The organism is Candidatus Oleimmundimicrobium sp. (assembly GCF_030651595.1).
Lineage (GTDB): Bacteria > Actinomycetota > Aquicultoria > UBA3085 > Oleimmundimicrobiaceae > JAUSCH01.
The window spans coordinates 1-15,965 of the sequence record NZ_JAUSCH010000030.1 but is presented as its reverse complement, the minus strand read 5'-3'; the positions used below and the strand labels follow the sequence as shown (position 1 = coordinate 15,965).

Genomic DNA, 15,965 nt, shown 5'->3' with positions numbered 1-15,965 from the left:
TTTATATTATTTAAGTAAGAGGTGAAAAGTGTTTAATTTATTAGGAAAAGTTCTTAGTGCAGGTGAAGGTAAAAAATTAAGAAAATTGCAGGAAAAGGTTCAAAAAGTTAATGATTTAGAGCCAAAAATTAGTGCTCTTTCTGATGAAGAATTAAGAAAAAAAACAGATGAATTTAAAAGACGACTTGGCGCAGGGGAGAGTTTGGATGATATTCTGCCCGAAGCTTTTGCTGTAGTCAGAGAGGTTGCCAAGCGCAAATTAAAAATGCGTCATTTTGATGTGCAAATTATGGGTGGAGTAGTTCTTTACGAAGGGAAAATTACTGAAATGGCAACGGGTGAAGGAAAAACTTTAGTGGCAACGCTGCCCGTTTATCTTAATACCCTTGAAGAAAAGGGGGTTCATGTTGTTACGGTAAATGACTATCTCGCAAAGCGTGACGCGCAGTGGATGGGCCCTATCTATCATTTTCTAGGATTATCAACAAGCATAATACAGCATGATACCGCCTATATTTATGACCCAAATTATGAAGTTGAAGACGAGAGTCTACAACATCTTCGCCCAATAAACAGACGTGAAGCATATATGGCGGATGTTACGTATGGTACTAACAATGAATTTGGTTTTGACTATCTTCGAGATAATATGGCTTTAAGTCTTGAGCAGGTATCTCAGCGGGATCATAATTATGCCATCATCGATGAGGTAGATAGCATTCTTATTGATGAAGCAAGAACTCCTCTTATAATATCGGGGCCTGCGGAAGATAGAAGCAGTATATGTAAAAAAGTTGAGCAGGATGTCCGTCGCATGAAATGGTTGACAATTGCAGAAGAGAGCAAGGATGTCGAGGAGCTCAATTATAACGAGGAAAACTATGATTTTATCGCTAACGAGAAAGAAAATACTTTAAAGATAACGCCTCGGGGAGATTCGAAAATAGCCAGAGCTCTCGATGTTAGTGTTGATGATTTAAGTGATCCGGAACAGTCAGCTTACGGTGTGGAAATGCTTGAATGGCAGAGTCGTTACAAGCAAAGCATGAAGGCTCATTCGCTCTTTAAGAAAGATGTGGATTATCTCGTAAAAGATGGCCAGGTAGTAATAGTTGATGATTTTACCGGCCGTCTTATGCCCGGGAGAAGATATAGCGAGGGTCTCCATGAAGCAATTGAAGCGAAAGAAGGCGTTCATATAAGACAGGAAAATCAAACGTTGGCTACCATCACTTTACAAAATTATTTTAGAATGTATGAGAAGCTTGCGGGCATGACCGGAACTGCGGCAACTGAAGCAGACGAATTTATTCATATTTATAAATTAGAAACGGTGATAATACCCACCAATAAACCACTTATAAGAAAAATCGCACCGGATGTTATCTATAAAACAGAAGAAGCAAAATTTCAGGCCATTGTTGAGGATATAATTGAATGTTCCAAAAAAGGGCAACCTGTTCTCGTTGGCACAATCTCTGTTGAAAAATCCGAACGGTTAAACAAAATGCTTAGAAGAAGAGGAATAGAACACGAAGTTTTAAATGCCAAATATCACGAACGAGAAGCGCATATCGTGGCTCAGGCGGGCAGAAAAGGAGCGGTGACAATAGCCACAAATATGGCCGGCAGGGGTACCGATATTGTTTTGGGTGGCAATCCTCCCAATCCTAAAGAGGCCGAGGAAGTGAAGAACGCCGGCGGGCTTCATGTAATCGGTACTGAGCGTCATGAATCCAGGAGAATCGACAACCAACTAAGAGGTCGTTCAGGAAGACAAGGTGATCCTGGTTCCTCTCAGTTTTATATTTCTTTAGAAGATAATCTCATGAGACTCTTTGGTGGGGATAGAATCGGAGGCATAATGCAGAGATTGGGCCTGCCTGATGATATGCCAATTGAGCACTCGATGATATCTAAATCCGTGGAGAGAGCTCAGCGTGAAGTCGAATCCCAAAACTTTAATATAAGAAAACATGTTTTGGAGTATGACGATGTAATGAACATACAACGTGAGATTATTTATGAACAAAGAAAACGTTGTCTTAAAGGAGAAAACTTTCACGAACAAGTATTAGACATTATTGAAGATGTAATTAAAGGGATTGTAGAAATTCATACCAACAAGAATACTTATCCCGAACAATGGAATTTAGACGGCTTCTTTTATGATATTTCTCAGATAATTCCTCTTTCATGGGGCAAGGAAGATTTAGATTTACACTCATTAAAACAGGAAGAGTTGCATCAAAAGTTATTTGATTCGGCGAAACAGGTATATCAAGAAAAAGAGAAAGAATTAGGTCAAGATATATTGCGTGAATTGGAGCGTCATATTATGCTTCAAGTGGTTGACCGCAGATGGAGGAGACAACTTTCTGATATAGATTATCTTAAAGGAGGAATAGGGCTTAGAGCTATAGGCCAGAGAGATCCTCTTGTGGAATTTAAGCGTGAGGCGTTTATAAAATGGGAAGATACTATGCATGGGATAAAAGAGGATTTTGTCAAATACATTTTCCATGCTCATGTTGTAAAAGAACCTCACCACACGGCCGATTCAAAAACTTTACCCAGCCAAGCAGTTGAAACAAAAAAGCCGGTAAAAATGGGTAAAAAGATTGGGAGAAATGATCCGTGCTCCTGTGGAAGTGGAAAAAAATATAAAAAATGTTGTGGCAAATAAAAAATGAAATTGGGGTTTTTATAAGGGTGGGGATGAAATGATAGTTGATTACAGCGCGGAATTGAGAAGTTTGGGAGAGAAAATAGAAAAAATAAAGGAGTATCTTTGACATAGATGTTAAAAGAAAAGAGATTGGTAAACTTGAACTTAAAATGAATAAGCCCGGTTTTTGGGATGAGCATAGCGAAGCTCAAAAAATAATGGAAAAATTAAGAGAACTGAAAGATGATGTGCTTTTATGGGATGAAGTTCATAAAGAATATGATAATGTGTGTTTATTAAACGAATTAGCTGTTTTGGAAAAAGACAAAGATTTATACCAAGAGACAAAGAAAAACCTAAAAAAACTTAAAAACGATGTTGAGCAAATGGAATTAAGAAGCTGGTTTACAGAAAAGTTTGACCAGCATGACTGTATTGTGTCAATTCATCCCGGAGCGGGGGGAATTGAATCTCAAGACTGGGCAGAGATACTTCTTAGGATGTACCTTAGATGGGCCGAAAGAAGGGATTTTAAGTCAGAGATAAATGACATTCAGGCCGATGAAGAGGCAGGCATCAAAAGTGTTACTTTTACTGTTAAAGGTAAAAATGCTTATGGTTTTTTAAGAGTTGAAAAGGGCGTACACAGACTTGTGAGGATATCACCTTTTGATGCTTCAAGCCGACGACATACCTCCTTCTCGTCAGTTGATGTTATCCCCGTTATAGAGGAAGATATTGAAATAATCATTGACCCAAAAGACCTAAGGATTGAAACTTACAGGGCAAGCGGTGCTGGCGGGCAGCATGTTAATGTTACCGACTCGGCTGTTAGAATTACCCATATACCCACGGGTACTGTTGCTCAATGCCAAAACGAACGTTCTCAGTTTCAAAACAAAGATACGGCAATGAAAATTTTGCGGTCTAGGCTTTTTGAGAAAGAACGGGAGCGAAAGAGAGAGGAACTCACAAAGATTAGAGGAGAGAAGAAAGAGATTGCCTGGGGCAGCCAGATAAGGTCATATATTCTTCATCCGTATAGTTTAGCTAAAGACCACAGGACCGGGGTTGAAAAGGGCAATATTCAAGCTGTGTTAGATGGCGATTTAGACGATTTTATTATCGGTTGTCATAGACAGCGGGTAGCGGAAAAGAAAGGGTAAAGGGTAAAGTTCAGCCCCCAGCTTCCAGGATTTTAAAGAAGGGCGAATAAATGAAGTTACTTGTAGATTTACACACTCATACAGTAGCCAGTGGCCATGCATATAGCACAGTAATGGAGATGGCTAAAGCTGCTAAAGATAAGGGGCTTGAGGGCATAGCCATAACCGACCATGGCCCCGCGTTACCGGGCGGAGCCCACCCTTTCCATTTTTGGAATTTAAGGGTGTTACCAAAAGAGATTTTTGGAGTAAGAATTTTAAAAGGAGCGGAAGCCAATATAGTTAACTTAAAAGGTGAACTTGATTTAGAGGACGAGCTTCTTGAAACTCTGGATGTGGTGCTTTTAGCCTTTCATCCAAGCTGTGGTTACGAAGATAGAGGGATTGCCGGAAATACAAAAACGATGATTTCGGCTCTAAAGAACCCGAATATTCATATAATCGCTCACCCGGGAAATCCGTCATTTCCAGTAGATGCTGCTGAGGTAATTGCTGCAGCTAAAGAATATAATGCTGTAATTGAACTCAACAACAGCTCTCTCCTTCCAACGGCAAGCCGTTTAGGAAGTTATGAAAGTTGTTTATCTATTGCAAACGAGGCATATAAATCCGGGTCAGAAATTGTGGTAAGCAGTGACGCGCATATAGCAACAGGTATAGGAAATTTTGATAATGCGATTAATCTTGCCTTGAAAGCGGGATTTTCTGAGGAAAGAATATTAAATAGCTCGATAAATAAAGTTTTAAATTTTTTAAAGATAAAATCTCTATCTTAGTGGGTATTGAATAAATCAATCTTAAGTGTTACAAGTAGTTTCAATAAATTAAATTTATTTAGAAAAGAGTTGTTTATTTGAAACGGAACGAACTTGAAAGATTTCTAAAGGAAAAAGCCAGAATTCTTAGACGTGATATCATAAAAATGATAGGGGAAGCGGGTTCCGGTCATCCGGGCGGTTCTCTTTCCGCGGCCGATATAGTTGCGACTCTTTATTTTTATCACATGCGTCACGATCCTAAAAATCCTTCTTGGCCTGACAGAGATAGGTTTGTTTTAAGCAAGGGGCATGCTTGTCCTGTTCTTTACGCGGCTTTAGCTGAATGTGGTTATTTTGAGAAAGATATATTATGGACTCTGCGTAAACTCGGCAGTATTCTTCAAGGTCATCCGGATATGAAAAAAGTGCCTGGAATTGAAATTTCTTCAGGTTCTCTTGGGCAAGGCTTAGCTGCTGCTAATGGGATGGCCTTAGCTTCCAGACTTACAGGTCGAAATTACAGAGTTTATGCAATGATAGGGGACGGAGAGTCACAAGAAGGTGAAATTTGGGAAGCCGCAATGCTTGCCGCTCATTATAAGTTGGATAATTTGGTGGCATTTATTGATTGCAATAATCTTCAAATTGATGGTTTTGTGTGTGAAATAATGAATATTAAACCTGTGGTGGATAAATGGCAGGCTTTTGGATGGCAGGTTTTTGAGATAGATGGGCACGATGTTTTACAAATTGCAGATACATTGAAAACTGCTGATGAAGTTAAGGGAAAGCCAAGCATGATAGTTGCTCGCACCATCAAAGGGAAGGGCGTATCTTTTATGGAGAACGTATGTGATTTTCATGGGAAAGCGCCAAACAAAGAGCAGGTGGAGATAGCTTTAAAAGAGCTTAGTTGATATAGAATTAAAGAGTAATTAAGTGGAGATTAAGTAGAGATTAAGTAGAGATTAAGTGGAGATTACAATGAATTACCATTAGTTACAATGAATTTCAATATCAGCACTCAGTAAATTTCCTCTCCCTTGATGGGGAAGGGTTAGCCTGCCTGCCGGCAGGCAGAGGTGGAGGTGAACTCCCGACTCCCTACTAAGAGACTCCCGACTAATAGGATTAAGGAGTAAAGTTAAAAGCAGAAAGCAAGAATAGAGAGCGGGAAACAAACTAGCAATCTGGCTAACAAACTCCCGACTCCCTACTAAGAGACTCCCGACTAATAGGATTAAGGGGTAAGATGGTGGAGAAAAAAGCAACAAGAGAAGGATACGGAGACGCTCTTTTAGAGCTGGGGAAAGAATGTTCTAATGTTGTTGTGCTCGATGCTGACCTTGCAAAATCTACGCAAAGTTACAAATTTAAAGAGGCTTTCCCGGGCAGATTCTTCGATTGCGGCGTAGCTGAACAAAGTATGATGGGTACCGCAGCAGGCCTTGCTGCTTCAGGCATGATTTGTTATACAGGTTCGTTTGCCATCTTTGCGACTGGTAGAGCCTTTGAACAGGTAAGAAACACGATTGTCTACTCAAATTTAAATGTTAAAATATGTCCGACTCATGCGGGTATTACGGTAGGCGAAGATGGTGCTTCTCATCAAACGGTTGAAGATTTGGCTTTAATGAGGGTTATTCCAAATTTAAAAGTGATTATTCCCGCTGATTATTATGAAGCAAAAGCAGCTGTTAAAGCTGCAGCTACGATAGATGGACCCATTTTTATAAGACTGGGAAGGCCTAAAATCTCAACCATATTTGATGAAAATTATAAGTTTGAGTTTGGGAAAGTTCTTAAGTTAAGAGAAGGAAAAGATGTAACTATTTGCGCCACCGGGATTATGGTCGGAACTAGTCTTGAGGCAGCTAAAGAGTTGGCCAAAAAGGGAATAGAGGCCGAAGTTTTAAATATTCACACTCTTAAGCCACTTGATGAGAAAACAGTTCTGGAATCAGTTAAAAAAACAAGAGCTGTAGTAACGGCCGAGGAGCATAGCATAATTGGCGGTTTAGGCGGAGCAATCTCTGAGCTTTTAGGTAAAAAGATGCCTTTGCCTATTGAGATGGTTGGCATAAAAGACAAATTTGGAACCTCCGGGAGCATACCCGAGCTGCTTGATTATTTTGGACTTTCAAAGCAAGATGTAGTTACTGCTACTAAATCTGTTTTGGTGAGAAGATCTTAATACATTTTTTGATTTAAAAAGTCTTCTTTGCTATCATTTCTATTCAGGAGTAGATATTAAATGGTTATAATGAAAAATGTTTCAATGATATATGATGGTTATGAAAAGCCTGCTGTTGAAAATATTAATCTTAAAATTAAAAAGGGCGAATTTGTATTTTTGGTTGGCCCAAGTGGCTCAGGAAAGTCAACTCTTATAAGGCTTATGATAAGAGAACTTATCCCCACAAAAGGTGATATAAAAATAGCAGGTCATGATATAATTCATATGCCTTTAAGAAAAGTTCCCCTTCTAAGAAGGAATATAGGTTGTGTCTTTCAAGATTTTAAGCTTCTTCCAAATAAAACTATTTACGATAATGTCGCGTTCGCGTTAGAAGTTATCGGAAAATCTGAGCGTGTAATCAAATCCCAAGTTCCGGAAGTTTTAAAATTGGTTGGTTTAGAAGGAAAATTTAGCAGATACCCAAATGAGCTTTCCGGTGGTGAGCAGCAAAGAGTGTCTTTGGCCAGGGCTTTTGTCAATAGGCCTCCGTTGCTTATTGCAGATGAGCCCACTGGTAATCTGGATCCGAGCATTTCAATGGACATTATGAAATTGTTGGACAAAATTAATAAGACGGGGACCACTGTCTTAATGGCTACCCATGATAAAGATTTGGTTAATAATTTCCGCAAGAGAGTTGTGGCACTGGAACATGGTAAAATAATTAGAGACCAAGCTCGAGGAGTCTATGGATATGAAGTTTAGACCGGTTTATTTTATTCGTGAAGCAACTAATAATATTCGAAGGAACTTTGCAATGAGCAGTGCGGCTATTAGCACATCTGCTTTAGCAATATTTTTAGTCGGCATATTTTTTCTTGTATTCTTTATCTGGAACTCCTTTGCGGGGACAGCTCTTTCAAAACTGGAAATTGAGGTTTTCTTAAAAGATTCTGTCACTTCGGAACAGGTTGAAAATTTTCAAAGTAAAGTGCTTTCATGGAATGAAGTAAAAACCATAAAATATGTGTCAAAGGATGAAGCTCTGAAGATATTTAAAGAAAAATTGAAAGATAAGCCCGAAATACTTGAAGCGATGACGGGAAATCCTCTGCCTGCTTCAATAAGGATATTCTTAAAAGATGCTCATGATACAAATGCGGTTGTAGAAAAAATTAATAATTATCCAAACCTTAAAGATTTAGTGGAAGACCCCGCTGTTGATATTAAATATGGCGCGGATTATATTGAAAAATTATTTTCAGTAATTAAAATAATTGGATGGGTAGGTCTTTCGGCTGCAATCTTGCTTTGTTTTGCCTCAATTGTCATGATAATTAACACAATTAGACTCACTATTTTTGCCAGAAGAAAAGAAGTTTCTATAATGAAGTTGGTTGGGGCTTCAAGCTGGTTTGTGCGGTGGCCGTTTCTTCTTGAGGGAATGCTCCAAGGTTTTATCGGTGCGCTAGTATCTATCGGATTAATTTATTTTGTTAGGGTTTGGGTCTTGCGGCAAGTAACCGAAGCGGTGCCTTTTTTAAATCTTACTGTTGATAATGTATTGTTTTCATGGCTAATTATCGGAATGATTTTAGGAGGAATTTTAATAGGAGCGACAGGGAGTGCCATAGCATTAAGACGTTTCTTAAAAGTTTAGTTAAAATTTAGGTGGTGATTATGCTCCAAATAAGTCGCAAGAACAGTATTTTTACAATTTTTTTAACAGTTATTATAATCATTCTTTTTGTTAACCCCGTTTTATCTTCTCCCATTGATGAAGCTGAAGATGAGTTTAAATCAATAAACGAGCAAATTGAGGAAAATCGGAAAAAAATTGAAGAGACAAAAGAAGAAGGGTCTGCTCTTTCGCGGGAAATTTCAGGCATAGATCATAAGCTTCAGTTGAGCGAGGACCAATTAGTCAAAATAAGCGAGCAATTGAATTTTACGATTGAGAAATACGAAGAAGTCGAAGATGGATTAAAGTTAACGCAAAAGGAGCTTCAAAAGACAGAGTATGAGCTCGAAGAATTAAAAAATGAGCTCGTTAGGCAAAACGGTATTTTAGACACAAGGATAAGAAATATTTATAAACAGGGAGACCTTGTCTATTTAGAAGTTGCTTTAAATGCCAGTGATTTTTCAGATTTACTGAAGCGCCTTTCTTTCTTTTATTCAATTGTCAACCAAGACGCGACATTGCTTTTTAAAATAGACCTTACCAGGAAAAACACAAATGAAAAGAAGGTTAAAATTGAAAGTCAGAAAAAAGAAATTGAAGGACAGTTGGAGATATTAAAACAGGAAGAGCTGAGGTTGGAAAGCTTAAAAATTGCTGGAGAAAATAGGAAAAAAGAGATTAGGTCTGAAATAAATAACAAAAAGAGAGTGCTTGACAAGATATCGCTTGATGAAGCTGCTCTTAAGCAAGTTGAAAAAGAGCTTGAAAAATCATCTCAAGAGATAGCAGATTATATAAGGCGGCTTGAAGATGGGGAAAATTCCACAGGGCCTATCGGTTTATTTCAATGGCCAACAGTTGGGCCGGTAACATCCGGTTTTGGAATGAGATGGCATCCCGTATATCATGTTTATCTAATGCATAATGGAATTGATATTGGGGCCCCGTATGGTCAAAAAATTATCGCGGCTCAAAGCGGAACGGTATTATTCGCGGATTGGAAAACCGGTTACGGCCGGACTTTGATAATTAGCCATGGTGGAGGCATTTCAACTCTTTATGCCCATACTTCCGCTATATATGTACGGGAAGGGCAAAAAGTTGAAAAAGGCCAAAAGGTTGCTGCAATTGGGGTTACGGGAGTGAGCACGGGCCCTCATTTACATTTTGAAGTTCGGGTAAACGGAGAACCCAAAAATCCAATGAACTGGTTTTAGAATAGGAGTGTTTAAGTGAAAAAAAAGATTTTAGTTGTGGTTGGGATTATTTTGCTGTCAGCAGTTTTTTTAACAGGAGTTTTTGCGGCGGGATTTTATACCCACGGGAAAATGCTGGAGATTAGAGCCAAAAATGTTCCGTCTCTGGACCTTTTAAAAGAAGCAATTTCCGAGATTAAACAAAATTATGTAAAAGATGTATCCGATAGTGAACTTATTCGTGGAGCCATTAAGGGCGCGGCGGAATCTCTCGGTGACCCATATACAAGATATTTGAACGGTGAGGAAGCAGAAATCTTAAATGAGGAGATGCACGGCGAATTCGATGGCATTGGTGCGTACCTGGGGTTAAAAGATGATAAATTGACGGTTATTTCTCCAATTGAAGGAGCGCCTGCCGAAAAGGCGGGGATTAAAGCCGGAGACTTAATTATTAAAATAGATGAAAAATTAACGGATGGTATGTCTCTTGAGGAAGCGGTGTCTTTGATTAAGGGAGAAAGAGGAACCAAGGTTGTGCTTACAATAATAAGAAAAGGGATAGATGGGCCAATTGTTTTTGAGGTTGTTCGGGAGAAAATTTTCATTCCAAATGTAATTTCTAAAATTTTAGATAAAGATATTGGATATGTCAGGTTGCATATATTCAACGATAGAATTGGCGAGGATTTGGATTCTGCTCTTAAAAAATTAAAGAACGAAAACGCAAAAGGTATAATTTTAGATTTGCGCAACAATCCCGGCGGAGTTTTGGACGGGGCAATTAATGTTGCGAGTAAGTTTATTGAATCGGGAGTTGTGGTAACTGTAAAAGATAAAAACGGGAATATTGAATCTTGTAAAACAAAGGGTACGGCGGATTCAACAATTCCCCTTGTAATTTTGGTGAACGAGGGGAGCGCGAGCGCTTCGGAGATTGTTGCCGGTGCCATTCAAGATCACGGTAGAGGGGTTTTGGTTGGGTGCCAAACTTTTGGCAAAGCATCCGTTCAGTCTGTTATAAAGCTTTCAGATGGTTCACGTTTGGTTATAACAACCGCGCATTACTTTACTCCCAACGGAAGAGATATTCATGAAGAAGGCATAAAACCGGACTTTATTGTGGAGATAGATGAAGAAAGTGAAACGGAAGAAGACTCCCAACTTGAAAAAGCAAAATCTATTTTACGAGAGCTGTTAAAGAAAAAGGAAGCCGCGTAAAAGCTATGGATATTAAGTCTGAAATTATTAATTTAATACAAAGTAAAAAATACCGGCCACTATCTTTATCTGAATTCGCTGAGAGGATTGGAGAGTCCAACTTTATCTTAATTCAAGAGGCCCTTAATCAGCTTGAGGGTGAAGGAAAAATTATAAAGACAAAAAAAGATAAATATGACTTACCCGAGAGGTTGAATATCGTGGTAGGGCGTCTTCAGGTTAACAGAAGGGGTTATGGATTTATTTTGGCGAAACCGCATGATGTTTTTGTTCCCAAAACAAAGATGAATGGGGCGTTGAATAAAGACAGAGTAATGGCTCGTTTGTTTGGCCGCGGGTTTAAAGATGGCAACATTGAAGGCCAAATAATAAAAGTTATCGAAAGGGCCAATACAAAAATTGTCGGAAAGTTTGTTGTTAAAAGGGGAACCGGCTATGTTTTCCCAACTGACAAAAAAATATCTTGCAATATTGTTATTCCTCCAAAATTAACTTTTGGAGCAAAAAATGGCCAGTTAGTAGTATGCGAAATCGAACAATGGCCAACAGGGAAAAGGCCGGCGAAGGCAAGAATAACTGAAATTTTAGGGGATAAATCAACTCCAAACATTGAGATGGAGATTGTAATTAGGGAGCACGATCTCCCGCTAAGTTTTCCATCGGCCGTAATTAAAGAAACTGAAATTATTTCTGACACAATTTCAACTGACGAAATATCTAACAGAAGGGATTATCGTGATATTTTTACGGTGACGATTGATGGAGCCGACGCCAAAGATTTTGATGATGCCATCTCTATTTCTAAGGATGATAAAGGTAATTTTAACTTAATTATCCATATAGCTGATGTTTCGCATTACGTTAAATTTAATGTCGCGTTGGATGAAGAAGCAAGGGAGCGGGGGAACAGTGTTTATTTAGTAGACAGGGTAATTCCGATGTTGCCACAAAAACTCTCTAATGGTATCTGCAGTCTTAATCCAAAAGTTGACAGGTTGTCTTTCTCTGTTGAGATAGTTGTTGATGCTACCGGGGAAGTAAGAGACTTTAATATATTTGAGGGTGTTATAAAAAGTGATGCCCGGCTTACTTATGAAGGGGTAGATGAGCAAGTTGAGAAGGGTGAATTTGAAGATAAGACAATTGAAAGATTAATTGGTGATTTAAAAGAACTTAGTGATATTTTAGATGCAAAACGGTTAAAGAGAGGGAGCTTAAATTTTGAAACCGTTGAACCTAAGGTTTTATTAGATAAAAACTTCAAACCGATAGATGTGGTTATGAGAGAGCGGACGGTTGCGACAAAGCTCATTGAAGAGGCAATGATTCTTACCAACGAAGTCGTTGCCGGTTTTATGTATCACCGGGAAGCTCCTATGGTTTATCGTGTGCATGAGGAGCCTGATTATGAAGTTTTAATGCAACTCGCGGAATTATTAAAAGAAATGGATTATCCCTTAAAAGGAAAAATTAATCATCCGAAAAATCTTCAAAAGATAATTGCTTTTGCTCACGATAAACCGGAAAAATTTCTTATAAACTCAATTCTTTTAAGAGCTATGAAGCAGGCTAAATATTATCCGGAATGTCTGCCGCATTTTGGTTTGGCCTCATCTCATTATACTCATTTTACCTCTCCCATAAGGCGTTATTCTGATTTAGTTGTTCATCGCCTTGTTAAAAGAATATTAAAAACAAAAGGTGAGCGGGAACAATCAACTAAATTAATCGAGGAGCTTTATGATGTATGCGAGCACATTTCTATTTGTGAGCGTGAAGCTGAAGACGCGGAAAGAGAGTCGGTTAATGTTAAACTTTGCGAATTAATGAGTGAGCATGTTGGAGAAGTGTTTAAGGGTGTGATTACAGGAGTTACGGGCTTTGGTTTTTTTGTGCAACTTAGCAATTCAATAGAAGGATTGGTTCATATTAGGTCATTAAACGACGATTTTTATGTTTACGATTCTGAGCATTTTCTCTTGCGTGGCGAGCGGTTGGGTAAGATATATCGGCTGGGCGAAAGGATAATGGTTAAGTTGGTAAATATTAATATAGAAGAAAGAATAGTAGATTTTGCAGTAGTGTAATGACAGATAGAGTATGGAGTATAGAGTATAGAAAGTAAAAGGGTAAAGCAAGGAACTAGGATTAAGGATTAAAGGATTAAAGGGTAGGATCAATTTCCCTCTGTCATTGCGAGGCGAAGACGAAGCAATCTCAAGAGATCACCACGGGCTAAGGCCCTCGTGATGACGAGAAAATGTTATTGTAAGAAGCCTTGATTTATTCTGTCATTGCGAGAAGCCGCAGGCGACCTGCCTGCCCCGCCAGAGGCGGGCACGGCGGTAGGCAGGTCGCGGCAATCTCAAAAAAGGGCAGTCAAGAGTCAAAAGCAAACAATAAATGGCAGATGGCAGATAGCATGCAGTAAAAATAATTAAAGATAAAGAAAGAGACAAGTGGTTAAAAGGGCAAGGTTTTAAAGTTTTAAGGTTCTGGAACAATGAAGTGTTGATGAATATAGATGGGGTATTGGAAGTGATAAAGAAGAATTGTTTGTTTTACCCTCCCCCGCCAGAGGCGGACAAACCTAACCCCTCCCATCGAGGGAGGGGAAGAATAGAGAAAGTTTAGTTATTGGATTTCAGCAATTAGTTTTTGATCGGAGATTAGTATTGTGGCTAAAAATAAAATTGTAGCGCAAAACAAAAAAGCATATCACGACTATTTTATAGACGAGACCTATGAAGCCGGGCTTGTTCTTCAGGGCAATGAAGTTAAATCGATTCGTGTTGGCAAAATAAGTCTTAAAGAGAGCTTTGCTCATATCAAAGGCAATGAAATTTTTCTGCATAATATGCATATTTCTCCATATACTTTTGGACGGATTGAGGAGCAGGATTCAAGAAGAACCAGGAAGCTCCTTTTACGGAAAATGGAAATAAAGCGTCTTATAGGAAAAACAAAGGAAAAGGGCTATACCATTATCCCTCTTAAGGTTTACTTTTCTAATAATTTTGTTAAAATAGAGTTAGGACTTGCCAGAGGTAAAAAACTTTACGATAAACGAAAAACAATTGCTGAAAAAACAGCTAAGCGTGAAGTAGAGCGGGCCCTGAAAGAAAGATTAAAGGGTAGAAGGTAGAAGGGAAGTCAAGGGGTAAGGTTTAAGGATTAAGGATCAATTCTTCCCCGTCATTGCGCTTGTCCGCCTCTGGCGGAAGGGAGCGTAGCAACTGAAGCAATCTCAAAAACAGTCAATCTACTACTCACTTTCTATTATTAAGTTTGGGGGTGAACGGTTTCGACTGGAATGTTGAGATAAGAGAAGCGAGTCGAGGTTCTGGTTCCTCGTAAAACCGCCGGAGCGTTTAAACTAAACGCCGATAATTACGCACTGGCTGCTTAATTAAGCGGTCACGTCCTCTAAGATTTGCTTACGGTCTTAGATGTGGCGTCGCAAGCAAGCTACTTTAGCTCCTATTCCTGTAAGAGTTAGGGGAACGTAACGGGATAGCTTTCAAGAAATCCCCGCTCATTGGGTTCTTGAGGGCGAATACTAAAGATGAGCTACACTCGTAGAAGTCTTATTTAGATGTTTCAGGACCGGAGTTCGATTCTCCGCACCTCCACCATTCTTCGCCCTAACGGGCTACGAATGGCAAGCCAATTTAATCATACTTGAGGCGAAGAATGCCCTTCCGTAGCTTTCAAGCGAAGGAGGGCTATTTTTATATATTTGGACTTCGAATGGCAAGCCAAATTTTTCTAGGCGAAGAATGAAAAGTTGTTGTTTTGGAGATAGAAAAATGAAAAAAGAAAATTCCATAATTCTGTTTAATCAGAAAAAAGTCCGTCGTCATTGGGACGATAACAAAGAACAATGGTTTTTTTCCATTGTTGATGTGGTCGCTGTTTTGACCGACAGCTCAAACTCCAGAAGATATTGGTCTGACCTAAAAACCAAACTAAAACAAGAGGGTAGTGAAGTGTACGAAAAAATCGTACAGTTGAAAATGGTCGCTCCTGATGGTAAGCAAAGACAAACAGATTGCCTTGCTACTGAAGATTTGCTCCGTACGATTCAATCCATTCCGTCTCCCAAAGCAGAGCCCTTTAAGCTTTGGCTGGCAAAAGTCGGTTATGACCGCATTAAAGAAACCGAAGACCCGGAGTTAGCTTTTGAACGGGCAATGCAAACCTATCTGAAAAAAGGCTATTCCAAAGAATGGATTAATCAACGCCTGAAAAGCATTGAAGTTAGGAAAGAACTCACCGATGAATGGCAGCAACGTGGAATAAAAGAGGGGCTGGAATATGCCATTCTAACCGATGAAATCACCAAAGCCTGGGCAGATAAAAACGTTAAGGAATACAAAAAACTCAAAGGGCTGAAAAAGCAAAATCTCAGAGATAATATGACCAATCTTGAGTTAGTGTTAAGCATGCTTGCCGAAGCATCCACTACTGAAATATCCAAAAAGAAAAAGCCTAAATCTTTTCCTCGAAACAAAGAGGTCGCCAGGCAAGGCGGTCATGTTGCAGGAACAGCAAGAAAGGAAATTGAATCTCAAACAGGGGAAAGCATTATTAGCCCGGAAAATGCGGCAAATTTAAGGCTGGAGGATAAAAGAAATGATTTGGGCGAAGAGTGAAAAACTGTTGTTTTGGGTAGAAGGGTAAGGATTAATTCTTTCCCGTCATTGCGAGGCGAAGCCGAAGCAATCTCAAGAGATCACCACGGGCTAAAGTCCTTATGATGACGAGAAAATGTCATTGTAAGAAGCCTTGGATTTATTCCGTCGTTGCGTCTGTCCGCTGCTGGCGGGGGGAGAAGGGCGGAAAGTTTCCACTCGTCATTGAGTTGTAGGCAACGTGGCAATCTCATAAATAACAAATGATTTTAGAGTTTTCCCCATTACCCTATAACCTTATTTTGCTAAGGGCAAGAGGCTGGGGGCTAGTGGCTGATCTTGGAGGCTGATTTTAAAAGTTGCTTTTAACATTTTCAATTTTTCTATATCGTTTTTCCTGCCTGTCGGCAGGCACGGCATTTTTCATTCTTATTTTTTCATTTAAAAAAGTATCGGGTA

12 protein-coding genes and 1 other RNA gene are annotated in these 15,965 nt (G+C 39.2%); all 13 read left to right on the top strand.

Features of this window, described 5'->3' with window-relative positions:
- The first annotated feature begins 28 nt into the window (after positions 1-28).
- The 13 genes from secA to Q7U95_RS02160 all read left to right on the top strand — a co-directional run bounded on the left by secA (position 29) and on the right by Q7U95_RS02160 (position 15,527).
- Positions 29-2,686 carry a preprotein translocase subunit SecA gene (secA, locus tag Q7U95_RS02220; RefSeq protein WP_308751641.1) on the top strand — a complete coding sequence of 886 codons (2,658 nt, stop codon included), beginning with the start codon at positions 29-31 and terminating at the stop codon, positions 2,684-2,686.
- A 37-nt stretch (positions 2,687-2,723) separates the two neighbouring features.
- A protein-coding gene (gene prfB, locus Q7U95_RS02215; protein ID WP_336622647.1) for a peptide chain release factor 2 occupies positions 2,724-3,834 on the top strand; the annotation gives its coding sequence in 2 pieces (ribosomal slippage) (positions 2,724-2,792 and positions 2,794-3,834; 1,110 coding nt in all).
- A gap of 50 nt (positions 3,835-3,884) precedes the next feature.
- Positions 3,885-4,610 (top strand): phosphatase, encoded by a 726-nt coding sequence (locus Q7U95_RS02210; RefSeq protein ID WP_308751640.1) that lies wholly within the window; start codon positions 3,885-3,887, stop codon positions 4,608-4,610.
- A gap of 77 nt (positions 4,611-4,687) precedes the next feature.
- Entirely contained in the window at positions 4,688-5,509 is an 822-nt protein-coding gene (locus tag Q7U95_RS02205; RefSeq protein ID WP_308751639.1) for a transketolase, read from the top strand.
- Positions 5,510-5,844: 335 nt separating this feature from the next.
- Positions 5,845-6,786 carry a transketolase family protein gene (locus Q7U95_RS02200; protein ID WP_308751638.1) on the top strand — a complete coding sequence of 314 codons (942 nt, stop codon included), beginning with the start codon at positions 5,845-5,847 and terminating at the stop codon, positions 6,784-6,786.
- A gap of 60 nt (positions 6,787-6,846) precedes the next feature.
- Entirely contained in the window at positions 6,847-7,536 is a 690-nt protein-coding gene (gene ftsE, locus Q7U95_RS02195; RefSeq protein ID WP_308751637.1) for a cell division ATP-binding protein FtsE, read from the top strand.
- Positions 7,526-8,431, top strand: a complete 906-nt coding sequence (gene ftsX / locus Q7U95_RS02190) for a permease-like cell division protein FtsX (protein WP_308751636.1) — start codon at positions 7,526-7,528, stop codon at positions 8,429-8,431. Before ftsE ends, ftsX begins: the two co-directional genes overlap by 11 nt.
- A gap of 20 nt (positions 8,432-8,451) precedes the next feature.
- Entirely contained in the window at positions 8,452-9,672 is a 1,221-nt protein-coding gene (locus Q7U95_RS02185) for a peptidoglycan DD-metalloendopeptidase family protein (protein WP_308751635.1), read from the top strand.
- 15 nt (positions 9,673-9,687) lie between these two features.
- Entirely contained in the window at positions 9,688-10,872 is a 1,185-nt protein-coding gene (locus Q7U95_RS02180) for a S41 family peptidase (RefSeq protein ID WP_308751634.1), read from the top strand.
- 5 nt (positions 10,873-10,877) lie between these two features.
- Entirely contained in the window at positions 10,878-12,959 is a 2,082-nt protein-coding gene (gene rnr, locus Q7U95_RS02175) for a ribonuclease R (RefSeq protein WP_308751633.1), read from the top strand.
- Positions 12,960-13,549: 590 nt separating this feature from the next.
- Positions 13,550-14,017 (top strand): SsrA-binding protein SmpB, encoded by a 468-nt coding sequence (gene smpB, locus Q7U95_RS02170; RefSeq protein ID WP_308751632.1) that lies wholly within the window; start codon positions 13,550-13,552, stop codon positions 14,015-14,017.
- Positions 14,018-14,162: 145 nt separating this feature from the next.
- Positions 14,163-14,507, top strand: a transfer-messenger RNA (tmRNA) gene (ssrA, locus tag Q7U95_RS02165).
- Positions 14,508-14,681: 174 nt separating this feature from the next.
- Positions 14,682-15,527 (top strand): Bro-N domain-containing protein, encoded by an 846-nt coding sequence (locus Q7U95_RS02160; protein WP_308751631.1) that lies wholly within the window; start codon positions 14,682-14,684, stop codon positions 15,525-15,527.
- Positions 15,528-15,965 lie beyond the last annotated feature (438 nt).